Source organism: Glaesserella sp. (genome assembly GCF_041814905.1).
GTDB lineage: Bacteria > Pseudomonadota > Gammaproteobacteria > Enterobacterales > Pasteurellaceae > Glaesserella.
Genome location: NZ_JBGXYA010000040.1, coordinates 41,668 through 56,527, shown reverse-complemented (window position 1 = coordinate 56,527; position 14,860 = coordinate 41,668). Strand labels below are relative to the sequence as shown.

At 39.8% G+C, this 14,860-nt stretch carries 16 protein-coding genes; 5 read left to right on the top strand and 11 right to left on the bottom strand.

Annotation, left to right across the window (positions count from 1 at the left end):
* Positions 1 to 38: 38 nt before the first annotated feature.
* The gene (tkt, locus tag ACEYJ7_RS06395) at positions 39 to 2,045 is read right to left on the bottom strand and encodes a transketolase (protein ID WP_373778247.1); all 2,007 of its coding nucleotides are present in this window, start codon (positions 2,043 to 2,045) and stop codon (positions 39 to 41) included.
* A gap of 255 nt (positions 2,046 to 2,300) precedes the next feature.
* On the opposite strand from tkt, the gene rpmE reads away from it, so the two are divergent.
* Positions 2,301 to 2,513 (top strand): 50S ribosomal protein L31, encoded by a 213-nt coding sequence (rpmE, locus tag ACEYJ7_RS06390; protein WP_111750308.1) that lies wholly within the window; start codon positions 2,301 to 2,303, stop codon positions 2,511 to 2,513.
* A 51-nt stretch (positions 2,514 to 2,564) separates the two neighbouring features.
* Here rpmE and ACEYJ7_RS06385 read toward each other — a convergent pair whose 3' ends face one another.
* A complete protein-coding gene (locus ACEYJ7_RS06385; RefSeq protein WP_373778246.1) occupies positions 2,565 to 3,596 on the bottom strand; it encodes a glycosyltransferase family 9 protein in 1,032 nt (343 codons plus the stop codon).
* 115 nt (positions 3,597 to 3,711) lie between these two features.
* On the opposite strand from ACEYJ7_RS06385, the gene ACEYJ7_RS06380 reads away from it, so the two are divergent.
* Genes ACEYJ7_RS06380 through upp form a run of 4 tightly spaced genes read left to right on the top strand, consistent with a single transcriptional unit; the run spans position 3,712 to position 7,345 of the window.
* Positions 3,712 to 4,761: a hypothetical protein gene (locus tag ACEYJ7_RS06380; protein WP_373778245.1), complete on the top strand. Its 1,050-nt coding sequence runs from the start codon at positions 3,712 to 3,714 to the stop codon at positions 4,759 to 4,761.
* Positions 4,748 to 5,791, top strand: a complete 1,044-nt coding sequence (locus tag ACEYJ7_RS06375) for a glycosyltransferase family 9 protein (RefSeq protein ID WP_373778244.1) — start codon at positions 4,748 to 4,750, stop codon at positions 5,789 to 5,791. Before ACEYJ7_RS06380 ends, ACEYJ7_RS06375 begins: the two co-directional genes overlap by 14 nt.
* Entirely contained in the window at positions 5,773 to 6,660 is an 888-nt protein-coding gene (gene ilvY, locus ACEYJ7_RS06370; protein ID WP_373778243.1) for an HTH-type transcriptional activator IlvY, read from the top strand. The genes ACEYJ7_RS06375 and ilvY overlap by 19 nt, the downstream gene beginning before the upstream one ends.
* A gap of 58 nt (positions 6,661 to 6,718) precedes the next feature.
* Entirely contained in the window at positions 6,719 to 7,345 is a 627-nt protein-coding gene (upp, locus tag ACEYJ7_RS06365) for a uracil phosphoribosyltransferase (RefSeq protein WP_373778242.1), read from the top strand.
* A 74-nt stretch (positions 7,346 to 7,419) separates the two neighbouring features.
* Here the strand turns inward: upp and ACEYJ7_RS06360 are convergent, their stop codons facing one another.
* From ACEYJ7_RS06360 to tolB, 9 genes are all read right to left on the bottom strand, one after another.
* Complete coding sequence (locus ACEYJ7_RS06360) at positions 7,420 to 8,211, bottom strand: YgcG family protein (RefSeq protein ID WP_373778241.1); 792 nt, start codon at positions 8,209 to 8,211, stop codon at positions 7,420 to 7,422.
* Entirely contained in the window at positions 8,208 to 8,657 is a 450-nt protein-coding gene (locus ACEYJ7_RS06355; protein WP_373778240.1) for a TPM domain-containing protein, read from the bottom strand. Before ACEYJ7_RS06355 ends, ACEYJ7_RS06360 begins: the two co-directional genes overlap by 4 nt.
* Before the next feature lie 94 nt (positions 8,658 to 8,751).
* A complete protein-coding gene (locus ACEYJ7_RS06350) occupies positions 8,752 to 9,339 on the bottom strand; it encodes a LemA family protein (protein WP_373778239.1) in 588 nt (195 codons plus the stop codon).
* A gap of 63 nt (positions 9,340 to 9,402) precedes the next feature.
* Positions 9,403 to 10,446 (bottom strand): YcjF family protein, encoded by a 1,044-nt coding sequence (locus ACEYJ7_RS06345; protein ID WP_373778238.1) that lies wholly within the window; start codon positions 10,444 to 10,446, stop codon positions 9,403 to 9,405.
* Between the two features lies 1 nt (position 10,447).
* Positions 10,448 to 11,422 carry a tRNA dihydrouridine(16) synthase DusC gene (dusC, locus tag ACEYJ7_RS06340; RefSeq protein WP_373778237.1) on the bottom strand — a complete coding sequence of 325 codons (975 nt, stop codon included), beginning with the start codon at positions 11,420 to 11,422 and terminating at the stop codon, positions 10,448 to 10,450.
* Positions 11,423 to 11,438: 16 nt separating this feature from the next.
* On the bottom strand, positions 11,439 to 12,062 hold the full coding sequence (locus ACEYJ7_RS06335; RefSeq protein WP_373778236.1) for a DUF2238 domain-containing protein: 624 nt from the start codon (positions 12,060 to 12,062) through the stop codon (positions 11,439 to 11,441).
* Positions 12,062 to 12,925, bottom strand: coding sequence for a co-chaperone DjlA (gene djlA / locus ACEYJ7_RS06330; protein ID WP_373778235.1), 864 nt, complete (start codon positions 12,923 to 12,925; stop codon positions 12,062 to 12,064). Before djlA ends, ACEYJ7_RS06335 begins: the two co-directional genes overlap by 1 nt.
* Before the next feature lie 168 nt (positions 12,926 to 13,093).
* Entirely contained in the window at positions 13,094 to 13,555 is a 462-nt protein-coding gene (gene pal, locus ACEYJ7_RS06325) for a peptidoglycan-associated lipoprotein Pal (protein ID WP_373778234.1), read from the bottom strand.
* 18 nt (positions 13,556 to 13,573) lie between these two features.
* Entirely contained in the window at positions 13,574 to 14,851 is a 1,278-nt protein-coding gene (gene tolB, locus ACEYJ7_RS06320) for a Tol-Pal system beta propeller repeat protein TolB (RefSeq protein ID WP_373778233.1), read from the bottom strand.
* Positions 14,852 to 14,860: the final 9 nt, after the last annotated feature.

Below are 14,860 nucleotides of genomic sequence, written 5' to 3'. Positions count from 1 at the left end.
AAGGCAGGAAAATCCTGCCTTTATTTTATCTTAAGTGATTAAAGAATTTCTTTCGCTTTCGCCACAACATTATCTACGGTGAAGCCGAATAGCTTGAATAATTCGCCTGCCGGTGCTGATTCGCCGAAGCTATTCATACCAACGATACGACCTTCTAAACCGACATATTTATACCAGAAGTCTGCAATACCTGCTTCAATCGCAACGCGTTTAGTCACAGAGCTTGGCAATACCGCTTCACGATAAGCAGCATCTTGTGCGTCAAACACATTAGTGCTTGGCATGGAAACCACACGCACTTTATGCCCTTCGGCACTCAATACATCCGCCGCTTTCATCGCTAACTCTACTTCCGAACCGGTTGCGATTAAGATTAAATCCGGGCAATCGCCTTTTTCACAGCATTGACGTAGGATATAACCACCACGAGCCACGTTGGCAAGTTGTTCTGGGGTACGTTCCATTTGAGCCAGGTTTTGACGAGTGAAGATTAAGGCACTCGGACCATCTTTACGTTCAACTGCCGCTTTCCACGCTACCGCAGATTCGACTTGGTCGCACGGTCTCCATGTTTGAAGATTCGGAATTAAACGTAATGCCGCAGTCTGTTCGACCGGTTGGTGGGTCGGGCCATCTTCACCTAAACCGATAGAATCGTGGGTATACACAAATAGGACACGCTGTTTCATTAACGCCGCCATACGTACTGCATTGTGCGCATATTCCATGAACATTAAAAATGTCGCACCGTATGGAATAAAACCGCCGTGTAACGCAATACCGTTCATTATTGCCGACATACCGAATTCACGTACGCCGTAGTTAATGTAGTTACCGTCTACATTGATATCCGCACGAATTGGTTTAGAACCTGACCATAAAGTTAAGTTAGAACTTGCCAAATCAGCAGAGCCGCCTAAGAATTCCGGAAGAATGTGTGCATAAGCTTCTATTGCATTTTGCGATGCTTTACGGCTTGCAATTGTTGCCGGATTTGCTTGTAATTTCTCAATAAAAGCTTGAGATTCAGCTGCCCAGTTTGCCGGTAATTCGCCCGCAACACGACGTTTGAATTCTGCCGCTAATTCAGGATAAGTCACTTCATAAGCGGCAAATTTAGCATTCCATTCTTTTTCTGAAATTTGACCTTTTGCTTTCGCATCCCATTCAGCATAAATTTCGCTAGGAATTTCAAAAGGTCCATAATTCCAATTTAAATTTTGACGAGTTAATGCAATTTCTTCATTACCTAGCGGCGCACCGTGGCTATCATGAGAATTTGATTTATTTGGAGAACCATAACCGATGATAGTTTTACAGATAATTAAGGTTGGGCGATCTTTTTCTGCTTGAGCATTTTCAATCGCAAATTTGATTTCATCCGCATTGTGTCCATCTACGCCACGAATAACCTGCCAACCGTAAGACTCAAAACGCATTGCAGTATCATCAGAGAACCAGCCGTCTACATGACCATCAATTGAAATATTGTTGTCATCATAAAACGCGATTAATTTACCTAAACCTAAAGTTCCTGCTAATGAACAAGCTTCGTGGGAAATCCCTTCCATTAAACAACCATCGCCTAAGAAAGCGTAGGTATAGTGGTTGACAATCTCATACCCTTCACGGTTAAATTGCGCTGCTAACGTTTTTTCAGCAATCGCCATACCGACTGCATTTGTGATACCTTGACCTAAAGGTCCTGTTGTCGTTTCAACGCCCGGTGCATAACCGTATTCAGGGTGACCCGGAGTTTTTGAATGTAATTGACGGAACTGTTTAAGATCTTCAATAGAAAGATCATAGCCGGTTAAATGCAACAAGCTATAAATTAACATGGATCCGTGTCCGTTAGATAATACGAAACGGTCACGGTTAGCCCAAGCAGGATTGCTTGGATTGTGAGAAAGGAAATCGCGCCATAAAACTTCTGCAATATCCGCCATACCCATTGGTGCACCCGGGTGACCTGAGTTAGCTTTTTGTACTGCGTCCATACTTAAAAAGCGAATTGCATTTGCAAGCTCTTTACGTTCTGCCATTATTGATACTCCTAGAAAAATTGACATTAAAAGTCTTGATATTCTACACTATTTGAACAAAGTAATGGAAAAATATCGCCTTAAAAAGTGATCTACTTCACATTATTGAAATTGTTGAAACCTATTTAAAATTGACGTAGAATGCACGCTCTCTTGGTGCCAAGTATATGCTTGGCGTATTGTTAATACATATGGTGCTAGACAGCCGAGTAGTATGCTCTAGTGGCGATATGGCTTCTTTTGAGGTTCTCTATAATGAAACAAGGTATTCACCCTAAATATGTAGAAATTACCGCAACCTGTTCATGTGGTAATGTGATTAAAACCCGTTCAACTGTGGGTAAAGATTTAAACTTAGACGTGTGTGGTAACTGCCACCCGTTCTACACAGGTAAACAACGTGTTGTTGATACCGGTGGTCGTGTTGAACGCTTCAACAAACGCTTCAGCATTCCAAGCACAAAATAATTTGAAAGATGCTAAAAAACCTCCACAATTGTGGAGGTTTTTTTATCTCTATCATTTTCTTAAATGATGAATTTGAGTATACAACCACTGCTTTGCTTCATTCATATCAAAACCTGCAGTTTCATTATTATCATTTGATCTATTTTTTCCAACCAGCGTCAAACAGCTTACATTTTCTTTTGGAGCCGGAGCCCATTTACTTAATGTATATTGATTATTAGAGTAAAAAGCTAATAATGGCTTGCCACAAGCACAAGCAACATGAACACCTCCACCATCAACCGAAATAACAATATCCGCAGAATTAATTAAAGCAAAATATTCAAATAGCGTTGTTTTTGGAGATAAGGATAGATTACTCATTTCAGGTAAATGCGCAAAATATTTTTCACTGTTATTTGTATTCGTAACAATAAATTCTAAACCTTTATCTTCTGTATTTTCTAATAATAATGAAAGTTCTTCTGCAGGAAGAGTGCGAGTACTGCCTTGGGGATTTAACAAAATTTTAATATTTTCTTTTCTCTTCCAAAAATGATTAACTTTGTTTTCAGATTCCGAAGGAATATATATTTCGTAACATATTGAATCATCTATATATTCAGAAAATGGTGAATACATTAAATAATCTTTAAAGTGTAATAACTCAGGTACATCTACAAAAAAGTCATAATTTTTTACTGTAGATAAATTATAGTATTTCTTATCCCTCTTACCAAAATTTATAACATACTTAGGATTTAATATAGCATCCAGCATGATACTCTTTGTAGTAAATGAAGGAAAAAAGTCCAAATAAACGTCCCATTTTGAATTTTGTAAAAAGTAATTATGTACTTTATCTTCAATTAAAACATCTACTACGTTTGAATTTTCATAAATTAAACGGCTTCTTTCAGTCACTAACACACCGATTTTCACAAGCGGAAATGCTTTCTTCAATTGAGCAATATGCCTTAAATGGACAATACTATCTCCAACAGCATTACCAATAGGTTTTACCAAAATACTACGAACATTTTGAAGCTCAAGAGATCTATTTCCCCTTCTTCGCCCAAATAATCTGGCGATTAGACGTTTCACAAATCTTCTCCCTAAAAGATATAATTTGATTTGATAATATAATTTTTTACTTGAACAAGCTATAAAATTTAGCTAAATTCTATCAAATTTTCCTCTCGATAAAGCAAGGATAACAATGGTGGATAAAAAAACAGTAATTCTGTGTATTTCGACTAACCTAGGAATATCTAAGTTAATTTCAGACAATTTGGAATATCATGGATTTAATGTTGTTAAATTAGTCGATAACAATGGAGAAATAGAAAAATTTGAATATCCTTCAATATGGGAAAGAATAAAAACACATTTTAGAAAAAAAATCCTAAAAGAAAAAAAGGCAAAATGTAATTATCAGTCTAGCAAACTCATATTAAAGATTAATAATAATTATAGAAATACTCAATTTGATTACGCTTTATTCTTTTTAGCTCAAAACTTTTCAGTAGACTTAGTTAAGACTATAAAAGAAAAAACAAAAAATGGAAAAATAGTTAATTACCAATGGGATGGAATGAAAAGATACCCACATATTTATAATTATATTAATTTATTTGATCGTTTCTTATCTTTTGAGCCATCGGATATCTCAGAAAATATTTTACCCGCAACAAGCTTTTACTTTGATAACGATCTAGAAAAAAAACCTACTGAATATGACTTCTACTTTTTAGGTAGTCATAATAGTTCACGAACAAAGATCATATGTCAGTTTGCTGATTATGCAGAACAAACAAATTTAAATATCAATATACAGGTTGTATGCCCTAAAAATAAATTTAATGAATGTAAAAAAACATACCCCAAAAATATTACACTATTAGAACACAATCAAGTTAAGACTTTTTCTGAAAATTTACTTGCATCACGAAAAGCAAAAATCTTAGTAGATTTTGTTATTGATGAACATCAAGGCCTTTCTCTCCGAACCTTTGAAGCGCTAGGTCATGATAAAAAACTGATTACAACCAATAAAGAAATCGTAAAATATGACTTCTATCATCCTAACAACATTTTTGTATTAGATGATAATTTTGATGAAATTCCTGAGTTTTTAGAGAAACCTTATCGTTCTCTAGATTCGAATATCAAACAAAAATATAGCTTTGGAAATTGGATTCGCTATGTATTAGATATTCAGCCATATCAACCGATATTACTACCGACGAACAAAGATGAAACGATTTAAAAAGCGATTACAAACTCTCCGATTGCATATTGGTAAATACTTTATCGACATCGATAACGGTAAGATGGAAAATTTACCTGCATTACCACATAAAGTTCTGTTTTTAAGACATGACGGCAAAATTGGGGACTACATTGTGAGTTCTTTTGTGTTTAGAGAAATTAAAAAAGGCGATCCCAATATTCAAATTGGCGTGGTCTGTTCGCACAAAAATATCGCCTTATTTAAACAAAATCCACATATTGATAAATTTTACTTAGTTAAACCTAAGAGTTTAAGTAGCTATATTAAAACAGGCAAAGCTATCTCAACCGAGAAATATGACGTTGTGATAGATCCTACCATTTTGTTACGTAATAAAGATTTAATATTGTTACGTAGTATCAAGGCAGTAAATTATGTTGGTTATCAAAAATCCCAATATAAAATTTTTAACTTGAACATTGAGGGAGAGCTCCATTTTAGAGATGTTTATCGTATCGCATTAGAAAAATGTGGGTTTGAAAATATCGATACTCGTTATGATATCCCGTCACAAACGGAAAGTGTTGTGAATGTGGGGCATTTTTTAGTAGAAAATCATCTTGATAACTTTGTGGCAGTCAACTTTTTTGGTGCGGCAAACTCACGAAAATTCCATAGAGAAAACATTCAAGCATTCCTCAGTTATGTTAATCAGCACTATCCGCACAAGCAATTTGTGCTGTTGACATACCCTGAAGTGACACCACTGCTAGCCGAATTATCCACTCAATTTCACAATGTATTTCTTTATGCACAAACAACTTCAATCTATGACAGCATTGAGTTAATCAAAAAAGCGGAATGGGTCATTTCTCCGGATACGGCGATTGTGCATATTGCCTCCGGTTTCAACAAAAAAATCATTGGTCTGTATCAGGATAATCTTGAAAACTGGATAAATTGGAAACCTACCACAGAAAATGAATGCCACATTATTCGTTTTAAACAGAACATCAATGAAATTAACTCTGACTTTTTAGGTGAAATATGGAATTCCAAAGCCTAAAACTTTTTCTTGATATTGCTCAGACTCACAGTTTTATCCGAACTGCTGAACAAAATCATATGAGCGCTTCTACTCTGTCACGTCATATTCAGCGTATGGAACAAGAAATCGGGCAACCACTATTTTTGCGAGATAATCGCCAAGTATTACTAACAGATGCCGGTGAACGTTTTTTACATTTTGCCGAACAGAGTTGGAAAGAGTGGCAACAATTACAACAACAATTTTCTCCTGATCAAACAGAATTGGAAGGCGAACTAAAATTATTTTGTTCGGTAACTGCCGCTTATAGCCACTTACCTCGCGTATTAGAACAATTTCGTAAACGTTATCCAAAAGTGGAGATCAAATTAAGTACCGGTGATCCAGCAAAAGCCCTACAAAATGTACAATCGATGCAAGCAGATCTCTCACTCACCGGCAAGCCTGAACCACTCCCGAACAATATCGTCTTTCACTATATTGATGATATCACTCTCACATTAATTGCTCCTCGAATTGCCTGTACGGCTACGCAGTTGTTGCAAAAATCACCGATCGACTGGAAAAGTATGCCGTTCGTATTACCTGTTGAAGGCCCTGCCCGCAAGCGGATAGATCAATGGTTTAAATTACAAAAAATAAAAGAGCCGAAAATTTACGCCACAGTAGAGGGACACGAAGCCATTGTACCGATGGTAGCACTTGGTTGTGGAATTGCACTGTTGCCGGATGTTGTTGTACAACATAGTCCGGTTCGAAACCAAGTTTCTTATCTACATTTACCACAGCCAATCACACCGTTTGAACTGGGTATTTGTGTTCAACAACGCCGTTTGCAAGAACCGATTATTTGTGCATTTTGGGAGCTATTGTCTGATCTAAATTAAGCTATAGGCTCAGATTTCTGCTAAAATAATGCGGTTTTACAGATAACAGGAGATTGAGATGAAAATTACTGAAGTTAAACACCCGCTGGTTAAACATAAAGTCGGTTTAATGCGAGCCGGTGATATCAGCACTAAAGATTTCCGCGCTTTAGCCACTGAAGTGGGCAGTCTGCTAACCTATGAAGCCACATCGGATTTAGAGACAGAGAAAGTCACTATCGAAGGTTGGAATGGTCCGGTAGAAATTGATCGCATCAAGGGTAAAAAAGTCACTGTTGTCCCGATTTTACGTGCTGGCTTAGGTATGATGGACGGTGTACTTGAACATATCCCAAGCGCACGAATCAGTGTTGTCGGCATCTATCGTAATGAAGAAACCTTAGAGCCTGTACCTTATTTCCAAAAATTGGCTAACGATGTGCAAGACCGCTTGGCAATCATTGTCGATCCGATGTTAGCGACAGGCGGTTCCATGATCGCCACCATTGATTTATTAAAAGCTGCCGGCTGTAAACATATCAAAGTATTAGTGCTTGTTGCAGCTCCGGAAGGGCTTAAAGCCTTAGAAGCCGCTCATCCTGATATTGAACTTTATACTGCAGCCATTGACAGCCATTTAAATGAAAACGGTTATATCATTCCGGGTCTAGGTGACGCAGGTGACAAAATCTTCGGAACGAAGTAATTCAATCAACTCAAAATGACAAAAAACCTAAGAGAATACTCTTAGGTTTTTTATTTGATGACAAGAAAAGCGCGTTACCAGCTTCCACCGGCACCGCCACCTCCGGTACTACCTCCGCCGAAGCCTCCACCGCTTCCTCCACCGAAGCCACCACGGCTACCGCCACCAAATCCGCCACCGAAACCACTGCCGGATCGCCCTCTGCGCATAGCGCCCGCTGTTGTACGAATAATTCGGTCAGCAGTGCTAGGGCTGATATAAGTATCACCACCTCGGCTCACTGCTGAGAAAACAATAAAAATAGCTACGGCGGCAATTAAAAAGATTTCAAAATCTTCCATAGTATTTTCATCATTTTCTACAGGCGCCGGAGCATATTCCCCTTGCGTTGCCGCAATAATGGATGAAAGCCCTTTAGCTATGCCTTGTGCATACTGATCCTGTTTAAAATATGGAGTGATATCATTACGGATAATCGAAGAAGCTATCGCATCCGGTAATGCCCCTTCCAAACCGCGCCCGGTTGCAATAAACAGTTTTCGATCGTTTTTCGCAATCAATAACAAAACACCGTTGTCTTCTTTTTCACGCCCGATTCCCCATCGATTGAATAAAGTATGGGTATAAGTAGAAATCGCTTCACCATTGGTTGTCGCCACGATGACCACTGCAATTTGCGAACTTGTTTTTTGGGCATAATCAATTAATGCACTTTCTAATGTTTGCTTATCTTGTTGGCTTAAGGTTTGCGTAAAATCCGAAACATACCGAAAAGACTTAGGTACATCCGGATAATTCGCCCATACAGATAAACTGAGAAAGCCAAATAAAAAAATCAGCCAAGTCGAGTAAATACGTTTCATCATTTGATGATCACCTCATTCGATAATTCGTTACTATCGTTTGGTGAAAGCGGAAAATGCTGTGCTAATACAACTTCCACTTGCTCAATGCCATCGCAAATCGCTTGAGTATACTCGCCTTGTTGGCATTTCGTTTTCATCGAATCATAGATAGATTGCCAGAATTCCTCTCCCACTTTTTGATGAATACCTTCATCGCCAATCACAGCAATATAATGCGGTTTGAATGCAAGATAGAGTAACACACCATTACGTTCTGCGGTTTGGTACATATCAAGTTCTTCAAATAACGCTTTTGCCCGTTCGATTGCGGATGTCACGTTTTTCGCTTTGCGTTCCACCACCACGCGCATTTCTGCGGAGGTTTTTGTTTCCAAATGCGAAATTGCCTCTTCGATCTTTTGTGTATCGAGAGGCAATTTACGTTCGAATATCGAGAATAATCCCATTATTCCTCCATTTCATGAAAACGATTGAAACAAGCGGTCCGATTGTCGTCCTTTTTTGCAAATTGCAGGCGATTTCCGACCGCTTGTTTGATCATTAATTGAAATTAACGACCGGAGCTTTGTCTGCGCCAGCTTCTGATGTGAATTGAGGCTTCGCTTTAAAACCAAGAATAACCGCCGCAAATTTTGTCGGGATTTGACGTACCTGCTTGTTGTACTCTTTCACGGCTTCATTGTAATTGTTACGCTCAAGATTAATACGGTTTTCCGTTCCTTCAATTTGTGCTTGAAGATTTAAAAAACCTTCGTGTGCTTTTAATTCCGGATATTTCTCTACGCTCACCAGTAAACGTGAAAGCGCCGAATTCAACCCTTGCTGTGCTTGTTGAAATTGTGCCATCTGTTCTTCGGTCGCATTTGTCGGGTCGATGGTCGTTTGCGTTGCTTTTGCACGCGCTTCGATGACCTTGGTCAAGGTTTCTTGTTCAAAATTGGCTTGACCTTTTACCGTATTCACTAAGTTTGGAATTAAATCTGCACGGCGTTGATAGGCAGATTCCACATTGCCCCATACCGATTTAATATCTTCCTCGGCTTTCACCAAACTGTTATAGCTGGTTAAAGTTAAGCCGCCTAAACCGACAACGATTGCAATTAAAATAATAACAATCCACTTTTTCATAATACATAATCCTCTGATATTGATTCCCGAATCGGGCGACGAAATATACCACAAACCTGAAATTCAGCGAACTTTTTCGCTCTCTTTTTCCGTAGTTTTTGTAAACAGGGTCGTTTTAATTACCCCGAGCAACTCCTGTCTGACAACGGAAAGTTTTGGTCGTTCATTGGCTTGAAAAGCTACCGGACGGCAAAATTCCATTGCTTTAATGCCCAGCCTTGCGGTTAATAACCCTACACCGATACCTTGTGCGGCACGTAGCGATAACTTAGCCGTTAAATTTTGTGAGAAAAAATCCATTCCGACATCACTGACAATTTCTGTCGCACCGGCAAACACCATGTTGGTCAATACCATTTTGAATAATTTTAAACGGCTAATATAACCTAATTCCATTCCGTAGGCGCGGGTAATATGATTAACTAACGAAATATTACGCCATGCAACCATTAAAATATCCACGACGGCAAGCGGGCTGACCGCCACAATCAGCGCATTTCCCGAAGCGCTTTTACTGATCAGCTTTTTCACTTGACTGTCTAACGGCGAAAGCACATTTTGGCTAAACAGATAAAGCACCTCTTTGCCGTTATAGGCTTCGTCCAACTGGCTTAACCAACGCTGTTCCGCCTGTTGAATCATCGGCGTTTTTGCTAAACCGTCCACCACCGATTTGCAAAATGTTGTCGCTTTCTCACCGCTTGTAAGTTGGTTATCAAGCAATAATTGTTGGCTGGCTTGCTGCATTTGATGATGTTTACGCAGCCAGCGTAACTTCCGCCACTCTGAAATCATTGCCCCGACTCCCGCCATACTCAAACCGAAAAAAGCAACGGCAAAAGCAAAATAGATCCATTGATTGGCTTGCCAAGTATCAATCAACCACTGAATCGATTGGGCAATGGTTGCCACACCGAACAGAGCCAAAGCGCCAAGCAATAAGCGAATCCCAAAACGGGATGGTTTAAGACTCTCCTCGATAATTAATTCCGCTTTGATTTCTTGTGGATCCTCGTCGACTATCACATCCGCATCCACAAACTCTTGCTTAGGCTGATGATAAATGGTTGACATTGTCTCTTCTTCAGTAAATATACGTTTTTCCATATTATTTCCTTGCTGTTTCGGCAGCACAGGCAGCGTCAGTAATATGCCTTTTTAGACCGTCATAACCGTGTTCAGTTTTTAATATCTCAAATAATTCAACGGCTTCCGGATATGCTTTATCCAAATAGCGTAACCACTGCTTGATTCGTGCAACATGATAAAATCCAGTATCGAATTCATTTTCGATATTTACATATTGATACAGCAATTGAAGCACTTGCTGCCACGCCATTTTAGTAACATTATATTTCACCACACGGCTTAAGTTCGGAATACTTAACGCACCGCGCCCAATCATTACGTCGTAACAAGCGGTCGTTTCCACACATTTTTTTGCAGATTCAAAATCGCTGATTTCCCCGTTTGCAATGACCGGAATTGTCAATCGTTTCTGAATTGCATTGATTGCCTGCCAATTGATTCGTTCGGCTCGATAACCATCTGTTTTGGTTCTGCCGTGAACGGCGATTTCCGTTGCTCCGCCTTGTTGTACCGCATCCGCAATTTCTAAACTGTGGTCGGCTGAATCCCAACCTAAACGGATTTTTACAGAAACTGGCTGTTCAGCCGGCACTGCTTCACGCATTGCTTTGGTTGCTTGATAGATCAGTTCCGGCTGTTTCAATAGCATCGCGCCCCCGTTACTGCCATTCACCGTTTTGGACGGGCAACCGCAATTTAAATCAACTCCATGGGAACCGAGTTCTACGGCTAGCGCGGCATTTTCCGCCAACCATTGAGGATGTTGCCCCAAAATCTGCACTCGAACCGGTGTACCTGAAGGCGTGTAACCTTGGTGATGTAATTCGGGACAAAGGCGGTAAAACGTTTTTTTAGGTAATTTTTGATCGACTACACGTACAAATTCCGTAATGCAGAGATCATACTCATTCACCGAGGTTAATAATTGGCGCACAAAAGGATCCAATACGCCTTGCATCGGCGCTAAAATAACGCGTTTTGGTAAATTTTCCACGAATGCCGACCGCTTGTTAATAAACACTGCGTAAACGTAAATCAGGTCGAACGATTAGATAAATCACCAGTGCCGTCAATGCACCGAGCGTATCCGCCAACATATCTTTTTGCGCATCCCAAATATCGCCTTGAGAACCTAAAAATTCAACACCTGCATTCCCGCCTTCAATTACCGCATATTGCCACTCAATAATCTCATAGGCTGCCGCTACCGACATGATGAAAAATAATGAGAAAAAGAAAGCGACTCCCATACCGCATTTACGCTTACGTAACAGCCATTCTGCCATCGGAAAACTATAAAAACCGATAATATAATGCGCTACGCGGTCATAATGGTTGCGATCTTCGCCTAAAATGGGAGTAAGGAACTGATTCGCCCATTCAAAAGGAACATTTGCAAAAGTATATTTTGCGCCGATTAAATGCATGATCATCCACAAAGACATTAAAAAATAAGCGAATCCGCTGAATTGAAATTTCGGATAAGTGAATAACAATAAAGCAAAAATAATAAAAATCGGCGCCACCTCCGCATACCATACGGCGCGATCCGTCGGTGCTAATCCTGACCAAATAGAAATTACAATAATCACAATCGCAAGAAAAAGCGGCACAATGTGTGAGCGTCGTTCCATTATTTCCATCCTTTTACTTTACAAATTAAATCATACGCGGCTTGAATTTGTTGAGCTTTTTCTTTAGCCACTTCCATCATTTCCGGCGGTAATCCTTTCGCAACCAATTTATCCGGATGATGTTCGTTCATTAGCTTACGGTAAGCTCGTTTTACGGTATTTTGATCATCCGATGCGATAACGCCCAACACTTTATAAGCATCGTCCAAGGTCGGACCGCCGGAGTGCTGTTGATAACCACCGCGATAGCCGCCTTGGTAAGATCCTTGTTGCTGGTAAGAACCTTGTTGTTGGTAATAACCGGAACGGAAACGCTGTGCCGCCGCAACCATCGCAATCATTTGCTCAAATTGGAAACGAGACATTCCAAGCGTTTCTGCAATGGTAAATAAAATCTGTTGCTCATTACTGTCTAATTGCCCGTCGTATAATGCCGCTTGCATCTGAACTTCAACAAAAAAGCGTAATAAATCGCTGCGCTGACCACAAGCTTCACGAAATTCGTGTATCACTTGACGTAATGGGAAATGTGGCTCTTTACCTAAATTAAACGCTTTTTGTGCTAATTGTTGATTTGCCGTATCAAGTCTCATATTCGTCATTAACTGACGAGCAAGCTGGATATCATTTTCCGTTACTCTACCTTTAGCTTTTGAAACATGCCCTAATACTGCAAAGGTAGTTTGCATAAACAGCGATTGACGGGTTAACGGTTTGCCGAAAACGGTTGAAGAAACACTGCCTAATTCATACAGTTTCTTGTCTCCCCAATGACCGATTAACAACCCTAAAAATCCGCCCCAAAAACCGCCGAATAATTTATACCCTAAGATAAAACCAATAATTTTACCAATAAATTGCATTTTCTACTTTTACCCTTCTATTACCGATCTAAATATGCATTATTTTAACGGAAAAACCTTAAAAAATAATTAAGTAATTGAATACTCTGTCGATAAACAGATTTCATGCTGTAAAAAATAAAGCCTCGAGAAATCTCGAGGCTTTATGGCATAAAGTCTAAATCAGAATTAGTACTCTAATACTGCGCGACGGTTTTTCGCATAGTCAGCTTCTGTATGACCTAATACAGCCGGTTTCTCTTCACCGTAAGAAACTGTTGCTACGTTTGTAGCACCTTTAGCTGCTAAGTAGCTTTGCACTGCATCTGCACGACGTTGACCTAATGCGATGTTGTACTCTGGAGTACCGCGCTCGTCAGCGTGACCTGCAACAGTTACTTTACCCTTAGAAGATACTAAGTATGCTGCATGCGCATCTAAAAGCTGTTGGTATTCGCCTTCAACTGCATAACGGTCGAAACCAAAGTACACAGTGTTGTAACGAGTTTGTAAATCTTGAACAGATAAACCACCAAATGTTTGGCCGTTTACACCTGCTGCGTTTGCATTAGCGTTATCGCTAGAGCTGCTACATGCAGCTAAAACGAAAGCTGGAGCTGCGATCATTAAGACTTTAGCTAGTTTTTTCATTGTTTTCTCCAAAAAGAATTATTGTTTAGTCAAATACGGTGACCAAGCAGGAAATTTATATTGACCACCTGCTCCCGGCAAATTAGCTTTGAAACGGCCATCTGCAGAGACTAATTGTAGCACTTTACTCACACCTTTGGTAGAGCTATAGATAATCATAGTGCCATTTGGTGAAATGCTCGGACTCTCGTCTAAAAACGTTGAACTTAAAACTTCCGTGCTACCTGAAGCTAAATCACGTCTTACAATCTTATCACCCGAAACCATGATTAAATTTTTGCCATCTGAGGAAATTTTACCACTACCGTTACCACCTACAAGGCTTGCGCCACCCCCAGATGAACCCATCTGATATACTTGCGGCGTACCTGCTCGGTCGGAGGTAAATAAAATTGTACTACCATCCGGAGACCAACTAGGTTCGGTATTATTACCTGCACCGCTTGTTAATTGTTTAGGTGTACCGCCACCTACACCTGTCACATAAATATTTAATAAACCGTCTTGACCTGATGCAAATGCAATTCTCGAGCCATCCGGCGAGAATGAAGGTGCGCCATTATGACCTTTTAAAGAACCGACTACTTTGCGGCTACCTGAACGTAAATCGTGAACAACCACTTGTGATTTTTTATTCTCAAAGGTAACGTATGCTAGTTTTGAACCGTCCGGAGACCATTCCGGTGACATCAGTGGTTCTTTACTGTTTACCACAGTAAATGCGTTAAATCCATCATAATCCGACACTCGTAATTGATAAGAAGATACTCCTCTTTGAACAACATAAGCGATTTTAGTTCTGAAAGCTCCTCGGATCTGTGTTAATTTTTCGAATACTTGGTCACTGACAGTGTGTGCACCTAAACGAATTTGAGCTGCAGAAACGTTAAATGATCCTTGGGTTAAAACCGTCGCCGGCGTACTTAACGTATCAACAAGCTGATAAGCAATATTAAAACCACCTGCGGCCGGCGAGACCTGCCCTACAACAATCGTATCAACACCTAAATCCGTCCAATTTTGCGAATTAACTTCACCAACAGACCCCGGTTGCTCTTTCATTCTCGCTACCGGAATCGGGCTGAATTTACCACTATTGCGTAAATCATCCGAAATAATTTGTGCAACATCTGCCGGTACCCCGCCCGTTGTTTTAAACGGTACAACAGCAATAGGTTGTGCAGAGCTAACACCTTCATCAACAGAAATAACAACATCTGCATCTGCTCGAACAAAAGTGCTTAGAAATAGTGCTGATATTGCTAAGATACTTTTAAAATGAATTTTAAATTTCATTCATTACCC

Bases quoted from the DNA above. Each gene is read 5' to 3' on its own strand.
- tkt (WP_373778247.1), bottom strand. From the start codon at position 2,045: ATGGCAGAACGTAAAGAGCTTGCAAATGCAATTCGCTTTTTAAGTATG.
- rpmE (WP_111750308.1), top strand. From the start codon at position 2,301: ATGAAACAAGGTATTCACCCTAAATATGTAGAAATTACCGCAACCTGT.
- ACEYJ7_RS06380 (WP_373778245.1), top strand. From the start codon at position 3,712: ATGGTGGATAAAAAAACAGTAATTCTGTGTATTTCGACTAACCTAGGA.
- ACEYJ7_RS06375 (WP_373778244.1), top strand. From the start codon at position 4,748: ATGAAACGATTTAAAAAGCGATTACAAACTCTCCGATTGCATATTGGT.
- ilvY (WP_373778243.1), top strand. From the start codon at position 5,773: ATGGAATTCCAAAGCCTAAAACTTTTTCTTGATATTGCTCAGACTCAC.
- upp (WP_373778242.1), top strand. From the start codon at position 6,719: ATGAAAATTACTGAAGTTAAACACCCGCTGGTTAAACATAAAGTCGGT.
- ACEYJ7_RS06360 (WP_373778241.1), bottom strand. From the start codon at position 8,211: ATGATGAAACGTATTTACTCGACTTGGCTGATTTTTTTATTTGGCTTT.
- ACEYJ7_RS06355 (WP_373778240.1), bottom strand. From the start codon at position 8,657: ATGGGATTATTCTCGATATTCGAACGTAAATTGCCTCTCGATACACAA.
- ACEYJ7_RS06350 (WP_373778239.1), bottom strand. From the start codon at position 9,339: ATGAAAAAGTGGATTGTTATTATTTTAATTGCAATCGTTGTCGGTTTA.
- ACEYJ7_RS06345 (WP_373778238.1), bottom strand. From the start codon at position 10,446: ATGGAAAAACGTATATTTACTGAAGAAGAGACAATGTCAACCATTTAT.
- ACEYJ7_RS06335 (WP_373778236.1), bottom strand. From the start codon at position 12,062: ATGGAACGACGCTCACACATTGTGCCGCTTTTTCTTGCGATTGTGATT.
- djlA (WP_373778235.1), bottom strand. From the start codon at position 12,925: ATGCAATTTATTGGTAAAATTATTGGTTTTATCTTAGGGTATAAATTA.
- pal (WP_373778234.1), bottom strand. From the start codon at position 13,555: ATGAAAAAACTAGCTAAAGTCTTAATGATCGCAGCTCCAGCTTTCGTT.
- tolB (WP_373778233.1), bottom strand. From the start codon at position 14,851: ATGAAATTTAAAATTCATTTTAAAAGTATCTTAGCAATATCAGCACTA.